This is a genomic window from Dictyobacter sp. Z7_2 (genome assembly GCF_057551105.1).
This window is the reverse complement of record NZ_BAAJPE010000002.1, coordinates 2600681-2615231: the sequence shown is the minus strand read 5'-3', so window position 1 is coordinate 2615231 and position 14551 is coordinate 2600681. Positions and strand designations below refer to the sequence as shown.

Annotated in this window: 13 protein-coding genes; 8 read left to right on the top strand and 5 right to left on the bottom strand. The window is 51.9% G+C overall.

Translation table 11 applies throughout. The annotated features are described in order from the left end of the window. Positions 1-4 precede the first annotated feature (4 nt). From AC27N8_RS24505 to uxaC, 3 genes are all read right to left on the bottom strand, one after another. Positions 5-751: an SDR family NAD(P)-dependent oxidoreductase gene (locus AC27N8_RS24505; RefSeq protein WP_487070301.1), complete on the bottom strand. Its 747-nt coding sequence runs from the start codon at positions 749-751 to the stop codon at positions 5-7. A 139-nt stretch (positions 752-890) separates the two neighbouring features. Next, positions 891-2345, bottom strand: a complete 1455-nt coding sequence (locus AC27N8_RS24500; RefSeq protein ID WP_487070299.1) for a tagaturonate epimerase family protein — start codon at positions 2343-2345, stop codon at positions 891-893. A gap of 2 nt (positions 2346-2347) precedes the next feature. Continuing rightward, positions 2348-3760: a glucuronate isomerase gene (gene uxaC / locus AC27N8_RS24495; protein ID WP_487070297.1), complete on the bottom strand. Its 1413-nt coding sequence runs from the start codon at positions 3758-3760 to the stop codon at positions 2348-2350. A 183-nt stretch (positions 3761-3943) separates the two neighbouring features. Here uxaC and AC27N8_RS24490 point away from each other — a divergent pair, with 183 nt between their 5' ends. Together AC27N8_RS24490 and AC27N8_RS24485 are read left to right on the top strand one after the other, a co-directional pair. Then, positions 3944-4141, top strand: coding sequence for a hypothetical protein (locus tag AC27N8_RS24490; protein ID WP_487070295.1), 198 nt, complete (start codon positions 3944-3946; stop codon positions 4139-4141). A gap of 154 nt (positions 4142-4295) precedes the next feature. Further along, positions 4296-5318 carry a LacI family DNA-binding transcriptional regulator gene (locus tag AC27N8_RS24485; protein ID WP_487070293.1) on the top strand — a complete coding sequence of 341 codons (1023 nt, stop codon included), beginning with the start codon at positions 4296-4298 and terminating at the stop codon, positions 5316-5318. A gap of 44 nt (positions 5319-5362) precedes the next feature. Here the strand turns inward: AC27N8_RS24485 and AC27N8_RS24480 are convergent, their stop codons facing one another. Then, positions 5363-5581 (bottom strand): hypothetical protein, encoded by a 219-nt coding sequence (locus AC27N8_RS24480; RefSeq protein WP_487070291.1) that lies wholly within the window; start codon positions 5579-5581, stop codon positions 5363-5365. A gap of 434 nt (positions 5582-6015) precedes the next feature. On the opposite strand from AC27N8_RS24480, the gene AC27N8_RS24475 reads away from it, so the two are divergent. The 6 genes from AC27N8_RS24475 to otsB all read left to right on the top strand — a co-directional run bounded on the left by AC27N8_RS24475 (position 6016) and on the right by otsB (position 11916). After that, the gene (locus tag AC27N8_RS24475) at positions 6016-6795 is read left to right on the top strand and encodes a HipA family kinase (RefSeq protein WP_487070289.1); all 780 of its coding nucleotides are present in this window, start codon (positions 6016-6018) and stop codon (positions 6793-6795) included. Beyond that, the gene (locus AC27N8_RS24470; protein WP_487070287.1) at positions 6773-7156 is read left to right on the top strand and encodes a DUF3037 domain-containing protein; all 384 of its coding nucleotides are present in this window, start codon (positions 6773-6775) and stop codon (positions 7154-7156) included. Before AC27N8_RS24475 ends, AC27N8_RS24470 begins: the two co-directional genes overlap by 23 nt. 84 nt (positions 7157-7240) lie before the next feature. Continuing rightward, entirely contained in the window at positions 7241-8230 is a 990-nt protein-coding gene (locus AC27N8_RS24465; RefSeq protein ID WP_487070285.1) for an aldo/keto reductase, read from the top strand. Between the two features lie 34 nt (positions 8231-8264). Continuing rightward, positions 8265-8771, top strand: coding sequence for a hypothetical protein (locus tag AC27N8_RS24460; protein WP_487070283.1), 507 nt, complete (start codon positions 8265-8267; stop codon positions 8769-8771). Between the two features lie 52 nt (positions 8772-8823). Next, a complete protein-coding gene (locus tag AC27N8_RS24455) occupies positions 8824-10998 on the top strand; it encodes an amylo-alpha-1,6-glucosidase (RefSeq protein ID WP_487070281.1) in 2175 nt (724 codons plus the stop codon). A gap of 102 nt (positions 10999-11100) precedes the next feature. Then, a complete protein-coding gene (gene otsB / locus AC27N8_RS24450) occupies positions 11101-11916 on the top strand; it encodes a trehalose-phosphatase (RefSeq protein ID WP_487074747.1) in 816 nt (271 codons plus the stop codon). A gap of 83 nt (positions 11917-11999) precedes the next feature. On the opposite strand, the gene AC27N8_RS24445 is transcribed toward otsB, so the two are convergent. Then, a complete protein-coding gene (locus AC27N8_RS24445; protein ID WP_487070279.1) occupies positions 12000-13601 on the bottom strand; it encodes an alpha,alpha-trehalose-phosphate synthase (UDP-forming) in 1602 nt (533 codons plus the stop codon). Positions 13602-14551: the final 950 nt, after the last annotated feature.

Here is a 14551-nt window from a genome sequence, read left to right as displayed (position 1 = left end):
GGTGTCAGGATGCTGTGGGACGGATGAGTATCTCGTTGACGTTGACGCGCTCTGGCTGCGTGACGGCATAGACGATAGCGGATGCGATATCCTCGCTCTCCAGAGGAGAAAGGCCTTGCATCCACTCGCTCTGCTGCTTGTGATCGTCGTCGTCTGCCGGCTGGCCTTTGGAGTCGTTGGTGACCGATCCAGGTTCGATCACGGTGACACGTATGTTGTGCTGATAGCTCTCCTGGCGCAATGCCTCGGAGAAGGCCACGACTCCCCATTTGGTGACGTTATAGACACCGCTATCAGCCTGAGTGGTGCGTCCAGCGACCGATGATATGTTGACAATATGGCCACGATTCTGCTGTTTCATGATCGGTAAAACTGCATGCGTGACGTACATCAATCCCATCACATTGATCGCAACCAGACGACGCCACTCGTCGGTATGCACGCCATCGACCGGATGATCCTGAAGCACCACACCGGCATTATTTACCAAAATATCGATATATCCAAATTTAGTGACGACATGCTTTACCAGATTCTGGACCTGCTTCTCATCAGCCATATCGGCCACAGCAGGAAACGCCTTGCCATCGCGCCCACGAATCTGTTTGATCAAGCTCTGTAACTTATCCGCATAGCGCCCCACAGCCACCACATTAGCGCCCTCCGCTGCCAGTGCCAGAGCCGAAGCTTCACCGATGCCTGACAAGGCACCAGTAATCAGGGCTACTTTTCCCTGCAATGATTTCCCCATCTAATTTAAAGACCTCTTCCCATAAAAAAATCACATATCATAGCGTTGCTTAATAATTGCATACCTGTGCAGTACTAACACGCATATATGACGGATAAGGTGACGGAAAAAGATCACATGTTGATGAATGGATAACCGTTCACCTTACTTTTTCATTATGACTGGTCTGAAACGGCTCCAGATGCCTGTCGAAGTGCTTTTTGATGTAGGTCTGATACGCTTCCAGGTTATCTCGTAAGATATGCTGAAGTTGTGTCCCAAAGGTATCGAGAACCGATCCGAAAGTAACATGTAGCACCTGACGTGCGGCAAATTGATTGAACAGATAGGGCAACTGCTCATCGCTCAGTGCGGCGGATGGCGCCGTCTGCTCAAGCCTGGCCGAGACGTGATACGTCCTACGATCTTCTTCGTAATGACTACGTGAAAAGTCCCAGATCTCGCGGAACAAAGGGATGTCAATCGAAGCCAGTAAGTGCAGCGCTTCGAGATAACTGGTTCCGGCCGTCTTCAGATGAACATGTCCATGCGTATGCTTCATCGCAATTGGATAGACTTCAAACTTATCCGAGCCAGTGTGTAAGCTCAGCTTATAGCTAGACTCAAAGTAACGCATGATACTGGCATGGCCTGCGATATTCTGATCCAGTTCCTGGAGATCGCCAACATAGCCCACACCCTTCTCAAAACGTCCGACGAAGCGCGGGGCCAGGCTCACAAAAGGCACGTGCAGACGTTTCAGTTCGCTCGCAATATAAAAATGTTCAAGTAGAGTAGTCGTCGTTCCAGTCTCATCGACCGACATCTCCATCTCAAATGGATGGCTGCCTGACAGTTTCTGAAGTCGCCGCGTCATGCGGGCAGTATGGGCCACGGCACCGCCATATTTCGCCAGAGCTTTATAGAGTGCATGCTCATCAAAAGTCAGCGTCACCTCGCCGAGATCAAAGCTTTTCAGATAGCGCTCTTTACTCTCCTGAAGCGAGGTCTGGAGATCGGACCAGGGTAAGTCAGCGCATTTGAGTAATAACACCTCCACATCATCGGTCTCGGCGCTATCATCGACGTAATCACCGGGATCAACCGTATAGAAAGAATAGCCAGCGGTGACGAAAGGCACGATATCATCGACGGTTTTCAGATGATCGGCATCCGCGCCCCAGGGCTCGCGCCATCCAGTCTGAAACACGCCCCACATCGCATCGTCGAGGACCTGCTGCGGAGAGCGTCCGGTACGCGTATTTTCTCGCACCGACTGCTGCGCGAAGATAGGTGCCACACCAGTTCCACGTACGGCCCAGACATGTCCAGGAGTAGCAATCCCCAGGCGATCGCCAAAGCCCGCTGAGGTTTGCAATCCCAGGACCGCTGGCTGCAACCAGCCAAGCTTCTGACGTAACACACGAGCATTAGCAGCATTGAGAGGAGCATGCAGGATACCATCCGCGCCAATCTCGCCGCTCAGACCAGTCTGATCGCCTGCCACGACCAATTGATAATCTCCAGATTGCTCAGCCTGTACCAGAGCATAGCTCGTTTCATCGTGTGTGACCACAGATGCTTCAATGACAGCAAAAGGAAATTCCTGAGACATAATTATCCCTCCAATTTATAGGTCTGCTTCGCCAGGCGATAAGCCAGATCAACAATCATTTCATGCGCATCATCTTCATCAATGATGCCCCGCACCACCTGACCAGCCAGCCAATCCGCGCTCACACGCCGCCAGACATCGTGACGCACGGGGATAGATGGATACGCTCGGGTATCATCATTAAAGCCGGCCGTATTATAGATGCCAGCCGTCTCCACCACAGCATCAAAGAAGCGCTGCATCCCCAGGACACTATCAAAGAACCACCAGGGAGGTCCCAGACGTAGCACTGGATAATGTCCCGCCAGCGGAGCAAGCTCGCGGCTATAGGTCGTCTCATCGAGATTAAACAGGATCAGGGTCAGGTTGGGATCGCGTCCATAGAGATTGAGTAACGGCTTCAGATTGTGCGTGAACTCGCTGGCCGTAGGGATATCCGCCCCCATATCGCGTCCGAAGCGCTCGAACAGCTCCGCGTTATGATCGCGGAATGAGCCAACATGCAACTGCATCACCAGCCCATCCTCGACACTCATGCGAGCCATCTCAATCAGCATATGGCCCGTAAAGCGACGAACATCTTCAGGAGAGGCCGTACCATGCAGAGCGCGTTGAAAAATATCGTCGGCAGCTCGCTCGCTGAGACGTTCCGTATAAGCTGACAGAGCAGCATGATCGGTGGCCGTCGCGCCCATACTCTTAAAGAAGCGACGACGTTGCTCCAGAGCCGTAATATATGAGCGATAATCGCTGACCGTCACGCCAGAGACGTCGCTCAGCAGCTCGATCTGTGCGGCATAATCGGCCTGGATGTTGATGACAACATCGGGACGCAACGTCGGGACCACACGCCCTGACCAACCAGAGTCGCGCAACCGTTGATGCTCAGTGAGCGTCGAGACCGCCGCATCGGTTGTCGCCAGTACCTCAATATTGAAGCGCTCAAACAGGCTACGTGGCTGAAAATCCGGACGCTGTAACTGAGCGTCGATGGCATCATACAGATGTTGTGCGTTAGCTGAATTGATCTTCTCATCGAGCCCAAAGATCGTCTGTAAGCCATCGCGCATCCAGAGATCAGATGGGGTGCCGCGAAACAGATACCAATGATCACAGACCGTCTGCCAGATCTTACGATGATCTCTTTCCACAGGAGAGCCATCCTTGCGTGGAATGCCCAGCGACTCAAGCGAGATACCCTGCGAATAAAGCATACGGAAGATATAATGATCCGGGATAATCAACATATCAACGGGCGAGCCCCATTCATACAGTGAAGTCGACAATAAGCGCGGGTCCACATGTCCATGCGGACAAATAAGAGCCAGATCTTTAACCTGCGCATAAAACGCTCGCGCCAGCTGCTTTTGAGCCGGATCGGGAGCAAAATAGCGATCTTCTCGTGCTAAAGGCATGCATAATCCTCATTTCTCTCTTTACATCATTGTGACCGATCACATATATTATATGCACTGATAGAGTGTACAATTCAAGCTCTGCCGAAATCCTGAGACAAAATAATGATATGTTCATTCTATCATTGACACGAGCATAGACTAGCCGCTATAGTAGCGTCGTATGCTTGTCGCATCGGAGATGTGTATCCAAAACAAATCTGTGAATCTGTGGGGGACAATGCCAGTCAACGTAGCGGCGCGGCTCCGCCGTGCTGTCAGTGGCTCGTACGACCACGTTGCCCATGGCGTTCCATTGCGAGACGCATCCCAGCCGAATCCGACGAGCCACTGACAGCACGGCGGAGCCGCGCCGCTACGTCGGTGAGCGTTGACGCCTAGTACAAGGGATCATCTTGGCTGATTGGACTACGGCGCGATGACCTTTGATAGAGCACGACGTCGGTGTGCTTGATCTCTGAGGGTGAAACGATTCCTTCAGCTGGACAGTATCAGGCACATAATCACATGCGGGATAAGTTGAGAACGTAGCAAGATGGCAAACAGGAAGAAAAAAAATACGATCCACGATGTCGCCCGAGAAGCAGGAGTCTCCTATCAGACCGTCTCGCGCGTCCTGAACCGCAACAGCAGCGTCGCCGAGGAGACGAGAAAGCGTGTCTTGCAGGCGATCGAGGCCCTTGACTTCATCCCCAGCAAGATTGCACAGATGCTCAGCACCAATCGCTCGCACACCTTGGAGCTGATCATCGTCGACATCAAGCACGGCGGACGCTTCGCCGACTCGATCCAAAACATGGCCCTGGCCGCCCGAGACGCTGGCTACAACCTCCTCGTGACCATGACCGACCTGGAAAATCTCGGCGTCACCCTCGATGACGCCGCTGCTCGCCTCGTAGATGGAGTCGTGATGTACGCACCCGCTCTGCACATCACAGACGAAAAGCTGCTCGAACTCTGTTCCGGCATGCCCCTGGTACGTCGCGATTATGTCAAGGAATCGCGACTGGCCTGGGTCGGCTTCGACCAACGCTACGCCACCAGTATAGCCGTTGAGCACTTACTGGAGCTGGGACATCGTCAGATAGCCACCATCCCACCCGCACTGGATCACATCAATGGACGGTGGCGTCACCAGACATGGCGTGAGACCCTCCTGAAACACAATCTAGAGCCCGGACCGATGTGCGCTTCAGCGTACTCCTTCAAAGGAGGCTATGAAGCCATGAACCAGCTTCTGACAAGTGGACAGCACTTTACGGCCGTCCTGGTCGGAGCCGACACCATCGCCCTGGGCGCCATGCGTGCCATCAGAAATCATGGACTACGCATCCCAGAGGACATCTCAATCGTGAGCTTCGACAACTCCGAGCTGTCAACCTTCACAGAGCCTCCATTGACAACCGTCGACTTCGACTTCAGTCAGCAGGATACAACCGCCATCAAATATCTGATCGAGATCCTCAATACTCCCGAGATGAAACCACATCAGCGCATCCTCGTGCCCAGTCTGGTCGTCCGCGAGAGCACACGCCCAATTGATACGCGCGACTCCTGATCCAACGAATAATATGTAGCAATAAAGCTACATATTACTGATTTTCACATCTCCTTCTTTGGCCTTTGCTCTTTGATATGTATAATTTGAGCATTACGTAACAGGAAAAATAGAAATACCAGGATGAGTATCGCAAAAATCACAATCATTTTTATGAGAGCAGTGACACTTCCTTGTACTGCCATCGCCAGGTAATACGCACCAAGCGCAGCACCAGCGAAATAAAATGTAAATACAAGACGTTCCTTCGTTTTCTGGCTCATTTAGCATCCTATAATCTATAGCTCTTTCAAGCCCCTCAATTACTCTACAGAAGTATGTTACTTCCTCGCTTATTTTAGCATAATGATCGCGAGAGAATCCTTCCTATGATGGCAATGGGTATATCACTTCCAAGACGTACGCTGGAGCCTCTACCTTCAATGCCACGTATACCTATAACAAAGAGCCGCATTTTAATATCGATTCTATTTGTGGAGGAACAGGGTGAGTAATCGCGTTGCTAGTGCAGTGAGTTGTATCGGGATGCTTATCGGTATCGCCATCATATTCTTAAGTCATTCTCTTTTGCTAAAAAACTGTGGCGGCATTATCTGGTTGGGATCATTTATCTACTTACTGTATATAATTTTTAGGCGCCCTCGTTCAAAATAATTTTCAGTAGGTATAAAGAGAAAATTTATGCTAGAATAGCTCTATGCTGAGAACAACTGTTGCCACGCGTTACGTGGTTCCATTTCGCGAGGGAGGATCGCTACCAGCTCTGGTGGAGGCGAACGATGATGGCCTCTACGTGCTCAAGTTTCGCGGTGCTGGACAGGGTCCCAAGGCGCTGATCGCCGAGCTGGTAGCGGGCGAGATCGCTCGAGCGCTGGGCTTGCCGGTGCCTGAAATTGTCTTTATGGAGCTTGATCCGGTGCTGGGACGCTCGGAGCCAGATTTCGAGATCCAGGAGCTAGTCAAAGCGAGTGCAGGACTAAATATCGCGCTCGACTTTTTGCCGGGTGCGTTTGCCTTTGATGCTCTGGATACGCGCACCTTCGATGCCGCTCTGGCTTCGGAGATTGTCTGGTTCGACTCATTTGTGACGAACGTCGATCGCACGGCCCGCAATACCAACATGCTCTGGTGGCACCACAGACTCATGCTTATCGATCATGGAGCCTCGCTCTATTTTCATCACATCGACACCGGCTACATGGAGCGCAGTCGCACGCCTTTCACCACGATCAAAAGCCACGTCCTGCTCTCCCGAGCCAGCGAGCTGCGGGAAGCGGATCAGCGTCTGAAGGCGCGTCTGACGCCAGCCATTTTGCAACAGATCGTTCAACTGATTCCCAATAGTTGGTTGGATGGTGACTCCTTCGAGACTACCGAGCTTCATCGACAGGCCTATTTTGACTATCTGCTGGATCGTCTGGCACATTCCGATATCTTTGTAGAGGAGGCCTTACGTGCCCGCGATCAGCTCCTATGATTACGCCGTGATTCGCGTCGTGCCATGTGTGGAACGAGGTGAGTATATAAATGTGGGGATTATCCTCTTCTGCCGCACCAGGCGCTTTCTGCAAGCTCTGGTGGAGTTTGATCAGGCACGCCTGACCGCCTTCGCTCCCGATATCGACACCGCGACTCTCTGGAAGCAGCTCAATTATCTACAAATAGTCAGTGCCGGCAAGCAGGAGAGCGGACCAATCGGACAACTCTCACAGTCGGAACGCTTCCACTGGATCGTCTCTCCGCGCAACACAACCATCCAGACATCGCCGGTCCACTCGGGCATCTGTGAAGATCCTGAGAAAGCCATCAGAGCGCTCTTGCAAAAGATGGTGATTTGATATGTATCCCATTTCTGAGGTAAGCTATCGGTGCTACCCCTGATAGTACAGAGGTCGCATGGACAGAGAAAGGATCAATGTATCATGCATTATCGTACATTTGGACGGACCGGTTGGGACGTCTCAGAGATTGGCTTTGGCAGCTGGGGTATCGGCGGAGACGCCTGGGGACAGACGGATGACGCTGCTTCGATTGCAGCTTTAAATAAAGCTATCGATGAAGGTGTCAATTTTATCGATACCGCCGACGTCTACGGCGATGGGCATTCAGAGCAACTTGTGGCACAGGTCAGCAAAGCGCGCAGTGAGAATATCTTCATCGCCACCAAAGCGGGACGCCGCCTCAATCCGCACACCGCCGAGGGCTACAATAACGCCCAAAACCTGACCGGCTTTGTCGAGCGCAGCCTGCGCAACCTTAACGTCGAGACGCTTGACCTCTTACAGCTACACTGTCCGCCCTCCGAAGTATATGACAATCCCGAGGTCTTCGCGATCCTCGACACGCTCGTACAGCAAGGCAAAGTGCGCAACTATGGTGTCAGCGTCGAAAAAGTTGAAGAGGCCATGAAAGCCATCCAATATCCGAACGTCAAAAGCGTCCAGATCATCTTCAACATCTTCCGACTCAAGCCCTCCGAAGCGTTTTTCGCTGCCGCCAAAGCGCGCAACGTCGGCATCATCGTCCGCGTCCCGCTCGCCAGCGGCCTGCTGACCGGCAAATTCAAAGCCGACACACAGTTCAGCAGCACCGACCATCGCAACTTTAATCGCTATGGACAGTCCTTCGACCAGGGAGAAACATTCTCCGGCGTCGATTACGATACTGGATTGGAAGCCGTCGAAGAACTGCGCTCACTGGTTCCTGAAGGAATCACGCTGGCACAATTCGCGCTACGCTGGATCTTGATGTTCCCAGAAGTATCGACCATCATTCCAGGTGCCAAGAATCCCCAGCAAGCCAGCGACAACGCTCATGCATCGCAACTGCCTCCACTGAGCGATGCAACCATGCAGCGTATTCAAGCCATCTATGATGCAAAGATCCGTGCTCAAGTGCAGAATCGCTGGTAACCAAAGTAGTACTCTGCCAAGACACATAAGGACGTTGCGTGGCAAAGGAGGATGGCTCCTTGAACCAGGCGCTCAGGCTCGCCGACGTAGCGGCGCGGCTCCGCCGTGCTGTCACTGCACGCACGATAACGTCCCATGTGCCTCTGAAAGCAACGCAGACGAGACGATCCACGGTGGGAAGATCACGCAATGGAACCCCATGGGGAGCGTGATCGTACGAGTCACAGACAGCACGGCGGAGCCGCGCCGCTACGTCGGTGAGCCTCTCACCCCATCGCCTTCCGGAGCTGTTTTGGACACACATCACCGATACCGCATCGGCGTGATGACTTTTGACAGAGTAGTAGCGTCGCACGCTCGCGTGCGATGTCCCACTCGACGTATGATCAGGCAGGCCAACGTGGCTCGCCGAGATCAAACTGTCTCGTACGAGAAACTGGGACATCGCACGCGAGCGTGCGACGCTACTTTTTTTGCTAAATGTCCTAGAGTCCAGTCGCACAATGACCATATGCAGTATGGTACGTCACATAAGATATGAAAGGCACCGAACGTACTCCAATAGCGACATCATAAGGATTCTAAAAACTATCATGACAGACAAGAAAAAATATGCGCCCTCGCTTCCTACAGTCAAAGAGAAGCCAATTGTATTGCATGAAACATCGATTATAGAAGAAAAAACGCTGGTAAACGAGACGGCGATTACGCTCAAAAGTGGGGACAGTTTTTTGATCATGGATGTCTGTGGAGATCTCCTTTTGTCACGTCAGGCAATGGGACTCTTCCGGCAAGGGACACGTTTCCTCAATGTATGCAATCTCTTCTTAGAAGGTTACAAATGCGTCTCGCTCTCGCATCAAACGTCGCGTATGAGTGAAGCCTGCCATATCGACCTGACTAACGTCCCATTGCAATTGGGGCCGGAGACCAGCATCGAGCAAGGAGTCATTCACATCGATCGCTTTGTGGAATTAGCGCAAAACACGCTGGTACAGACGTTCACCATCACCAACTTCCATACGGCCGATGTCGCGCTCACGCTGAGTCTGACGCTGGGAGCAGATTTCTGTGATCTCTTTGAGATTCGTGGGTTTAATCGTACCCGGCATGGAAGCCAGCAAGCGCCTCAGACCGATGAGACAGGGGTTCGCTTGAGTTATCTGGGACTTGATCAGGTCGAGCGTCGCACCACCCTCTATATAGACACTCCGGCGAACAACGTCCAGGCTGACCGCATCGACTGGCAACTCGCTCTACAGCGAGGAAAGCCAATCCAGATCAGCATCTCATTCGGACTGGACGAATCGAGTAGCAGCAAACTTGTGACGGCACCGGCCGAGCCTCTCTGGCAAGAGAGCCGTCCATCCTCGCTGATTACGGACGAGCCTTTTCTCAACCAGTTGTTAGATCGAGGCATCCACGACATTATGATGCTCAGCACCATGACCGCCTATGGATACTATCCCTATGCTGGCATCCCCTGGTTTAACTGTCCCTTTGGACGCGATGGCCTGATAGCAGCGCTTGAATTCCTCCCTTTCTATCCACAGATCGCACGTGGGACGTTAGCCTTTCTTGCCTCCTACCAGGGCACAAAGGTAGACGATTTCACCGATGAAGAGCCTGGAAAGATACTTCACGAATTCAGGACTGGCGAGATGGCTGCCTGTCGCGAAGTCCCCTACATCCCCTACTATGGCACCGTCGACGCCACGCCCCTCTTCCTGATTGTCTTTGAAGCTTATATGCGCTGGACCGATGATCAGCTTTTCCTGGAGCAATTCTGGCCGCACATTGAGGCAGCCGTCCAATGGATGGTCAACTACGGCGACAAAGATGGAGATACTTTCCTCGAATATCATCGTGCCTCCGGGAAGGGGCTCGATAATCAGGGCTGGAAAGACGCCTGGGATAGCATGTCTCACAGCGATGGACGTATAGCACGCACGCCGCTAGCGCTCAGCGAAGTCCAGGGCTACGCCTACGCCGCCTACCGAGCAACCAGCTACCTGGCCCAAAAACTGGGCCGCCACGACGACGCGCAGCATTGGGCTCAGAAATCGGAGGAGATCCAGCAAAACTTCCTGCAACGCTACTGGTGGGAAGAAGAACAGAGCGTCTATCTCGCCCTGGCGGTCAACAAGGAGCCATGCGACGTCGTTGCCTCCAACGCGGGCCAGTGCCTCTGGACAGGCATCCTACCGGACGACAAGGCCCATCAGATTATCGAGCGCATGATGCGTCCCGATATGTTCAGCGGTTGGGGCATCCGCACGCTCTCCAGCGAAGCGGCACGTTATAATCCCCTCAGCTATCACAACGGATCTATCTGGCCGCACGACACCGCTCTGATCGGCTCAGGTTTTGCTTTGTACGGAGAGAAAGAAGCCGCCAGCCAGTTGTTAAAGAGTCTATTTGACGCCAGCCGACATTTCGCAGACACTCGTCTGCCAGAGCTCTATTGTGGCTTTACACGCCGTAGCGGCTATGGACCGACACGCTATCCCGTCTCCTGCTCGCCACAGGCCTGGTCGGCTGGAGCCCCGCAAATCCTTCTCATATCCCTGCTCGGTCTGACACCCAACGCCAGCGAGAATCGCCTGACACTTCATCAGCCCACCTTACCTACCTGGCTCAACACACTGGAACTCAACGAACTCTTTGTTGGAGCGCATCGCGTCCATCTACGCTTCACGCGTCAAGGAGCACATACCGAAGTCACTATCTGTCCCGACAATCAGGTAGACATCCGCATCATCTCATAGACACACTCATCCATAAAGGTCCATTGACAAGATCAGACGCCATCAGACATAGTAAGAACAATGATACGTACGTACAAGCAGCAGCTAAAGAGAGAAGGTGTGATGATATCAGAGGAAATATCCACTATACTCAGGCAATATCCATTGGGACTTGTATTTGACATTGATGGCACCTTAAGTTCTATCGCTCCGACGCCCGGTGAGGCACATCTCTACGCAGGAGTAGCCAACTATCTGGAGAGGATAAAACAGTTCGCTCATATTGGTATTTTGACGGGCAGAGCGGTCGAAGATGGGGCACGGATTGTGAATATTGAAGGTTTAACCTATGTAGGTACGCATGGATTGGAATGGAGCGAAGGTCTTCCAGCCGCCCATCCGATAGAATTGCTCACAGAGGCTACCCCTTACATCGAGCCCGGCAAGCAATTGATGGATCTCGCGGAGCACCAACTCGGTCCTCAACTTCCACAGCTCATCGTCCAGCGTAAAAGTATCGGGGGCACATTACACTATCGGCAGGTGCCCGATCCCGAGCAAGCGCGTGAGCTCATTTTAGCAACGCTCAAAGAGCCTGCAGCCAGGCTCAACATGAAGATAGATGAGGGCAAACGTGCAGTAGAGATACTTGCTCCTGTGACCATCGACAAAGGGAAAGCGCTACGACGCTTTGTCGATCAATTTGCATTACGCGGCGTCATCTTTGCAGGAGACGATCGCACGGACCTGCACGCGATCCTGGAGACGGAGCGCCTCCGCCAGGATGGATATGCGGCTCACTCGATTGTAGTACAGCACGATGACACTCCTCAAGCTTTGCTTGAACACGGAGATACGATTGTCCAGGGAGTAGAAGGGATGGTCCAGTTGCTGGCAGAGATGACCGAGGAGCTCACACACGTTCGGCAGAAGCCCTAGACGAAGCAAGGGTAGGGGTACCCAAAGGTACCTCTACAATTGCAGCGTCTTCACTCATCGCACAAGCGCTGCCAAAGTGCACATTATGCCATATGAGCCACAATCGATGTATCCGTGTGAGGGTCACTACCGGATGGTATATCATGATGGGTTACGGTTTGGCTGGCAAATGTACGCTCAAGCAGTTCATTGATATCAGCAATCTGACGAGCCATCCAGACATTCAAATCGCTACGCTCAACCGCCTGACGAGCTAAGGTTGCTTTTGTACGTCGTTCCTCTGGCGACAATGACAAAGCTTTGTACAAAGCCTGTGAGGTCTCCACAACATCTGTAGGAGAGGTCGGGATAGATCCTTTTGCTAATTGCTGGAACGCACCAGCGGTACGCGAGAGGACAAGAACACCATCATTCTGATTGACCGCCGGACCTTCTTTAGCTACCAGGTTCATACCATCGATGATCGGGTTGACCAACAGTACATCATAATACTGCATCGCGGCCAGAGCACGTACGCGATCGTTGCCAAAGAAAGCCTGTATAGGTGTCCACTCATCGGTACCATACTTATTGTTGATCTCTTCAATCAGCGCACGGACATCACCGTCAAAGCGCCGATAGGTGGGCAAGGTCTGACGAGATGGAACGAGAAAGGCCAGAAATGTTACCTTGCCATGCAGTTCGGGATGCTTCTCAAGCACATCGGCATAGGCTTGAAAGCCACGCACGATATTTTTTGTTGGCTCAACACGATCAACACGCATAATCGTGTATTCACAGGTGAGTTTTTTCATTTGCTCCGCCGCCCGACGTCCAGCTGCACTGTTGACAACACGCCGTTCTTCCGCGACAGAGATAGAGATTGGATAGGCCCTCGTCTGAGTCCGGTGCCCCTGCCACCAGATAGCCCCTTCCTCAAAATCGACGACCGCATCATCCAGAAGTGTGCGAGCACCTTCTAAGAAGTTACGCGCATCACGCTCGGTCTGGAACCCGATAATGTCATTGCCCACCAGACCACTGTAGATGGCCTGAGCAATATTGCTGGGCAAAAAGTGCCAGCAACGGATGTCCGGCCATGGGATGTGTATAAACTGTTGCATCAAAATGGTCGGATGACGCTTACGAATCATTAATGGTACCAGATAGAGGTGATAGTCTTGCAACATCACCACTGGCACAGAAGTCTCACGCTCAATCTCAATACAGATAGCATCGGCAATCGCTTGGTTGGCGACCGTATAGCCATTTTCCCAGGCATCCTGGAGTTGATCGGCCGAAGCAGATTCCTGCGTGGGATCATACATGTAGTGTTGTAGGAACCAGAGCAATTCGTTGCTAATCTTTTCGTAGTGTTTGCGATATGCATCTTTCGAGACAGACACGTAACGCAGTTGCATTTTTTGACCCGGGATAGGTGATTGAAGAAGGCCACCATTCTCTTTTTCCGCATTCTTCACCGCCAGGCGATCCCCATCTGTCATGGTCATTGCAACCCACGAGACCTCCATACGGTTGCCAGCATCAATCAATGCTGTCACCATACCGCCAGCACCGCGCCGCGCCTTAAGCGTCTTATCTTGCTTTAACTGAAATTCTACAGGACCTCGGTTGGAAGCAATAATCAGACGGTGCGCATGCGCTAATTGCGGAGGAGGGACCTTTGTCGTCTTCCGCGTGGGCATGGATGTATCCTTTCTAACAGGTGCTTACTGTTCTTGCCCTCGGCCTCTTCGTGCTGACAGACACAAACAGCTAAGAGTTTATGGCTTCTTTGGCTGTTCATTCTCTCTGACACACGTTGACCTACTAACAAACCTAATTATGCAGGACGGAGTTATGCAAGCCCCCAATAGTAATGTTACCATACAACGAAGGAGAATGCCTAGACTTTCCTCGAGTTAGTACCGCACCGCGAGCAGTTCAGCACAACACCTGAAATAGTTTCTTGTGCAAGTAAGCAAATTGGATCGTTTCTAAGTCATCGTAGAGGTAGTTTACTTATTGGTGACACGTATAAGAGCAGTCCTAGCGACTCACTTTAGAATAGTAGCGAAGACAATTTACCCTGGCCTTGTGCACATAAACCGCAACGGCTGAACAAACACATCCTCTTGCACACAACATGTCAGTGTACTGTCCTCAATACCTCGTCAGGCGATCCTCCCAATGCTATCACGCAGGCAATGCGCATCACTCACACAACACAGGGCGAGTCACAGTAAACATGACGGCGTTTTAAATAGTAGATACTCTCAGTACAAGTTCTGCATGCCAGGCACTTATCTATCTCGTCATGCGCTACCAGATAAACAAAAAACCAGCCGCACAAATCCATAACTTGTACATAGTATTCATTCCCATTTACAACCCCTATAAACATAGACGTATTTCTCCCATAAATAATTGCTTTGCTCTTCCATACAGTGCTAAATTGCGACAAGCGAGTGAGACAATAGTCCCATTTGCATCAAGACATGCCAAAGCACTCGTTTTTGTTAGCAGAGAGTGCTTTGGAGCCGGCCTGTAGCCTGGCAGGAAGCATATTGCTGAGCTTATACAGCTTATTTATCGCTAATTCTATGAGGTATACTTATTTACTGGTATCTATTTATTTGGTACCCTGTAGGCATAA

Coding starts and splice junctions, on each gene's coding strand:
- AC27N8_RS24505 (WP_487070301.1), bottom strand. CDS start 751: ATGGGGAAATCATTGCAGGGAAAAGTAGCCCTGATTACTGGTGCCTTG.
- AC27N8_RS24500 (WP_487070299.1), bottom strand. CDS start 2,345: ATGTCTCAGGAATTTCCTTTTGCTGTCATTGAAGCATCTGTGGTCACA.
- uxaC (WP_487070297.1), bottom strand. CDS start 3,760: ATGCCTTTAGCACGAGAAGATCGCTATTTTGCTCCCGATCCGGCTCAA.
- AC27N8_RS24485 (WP_487070293.1), top strand. CDS start 4,296: ATGGCAAACAGGAAGAAAAAAAATACGATCCACGATGTCGCCCGAGAA.
- AC27N8_RS24480 (WP_487070291.1), bottom strand. CDS start 5,581: ATGAGCCAGAAAACGAAGGAACGTCTTGTATTTACATTTTATTTCGCT.
- AC27N8_RS24475 (WP_487070289.1), top strand. CDS start 6,016: ATGCTGAGAACAACTGTTGCCACGCGTTACGTGGTTCCATTTCGCGAG.
- AC27N8_RS24465 (WP_487070285.1), top strand. CDS start 7,241: ATGCATTATCGTACATTTGGACGGACCGGTTGGGACGTCTCAGAGATT.
- AC27N8_RS24455 (WP_487070281.1), top strand. CDS start 8,824: ATGACAGACAAGAAAAAATATGCGCCCTCGCTTCCTACAGTCAAAGAG.
- otsB (WP_487074747.1), top strand. CDS start 11,101: ATGATATCAGAGGAAATATCCACTATACTCAGGCAATATCCATTGGGA.
- AC27N8_RS24445 (WP_487070279.1), bottom strand. CDS start 13,601: ATGCCCACGCGGAAGACGACAAAGGTCCCTCCTCCGCAATTAGCGCAT.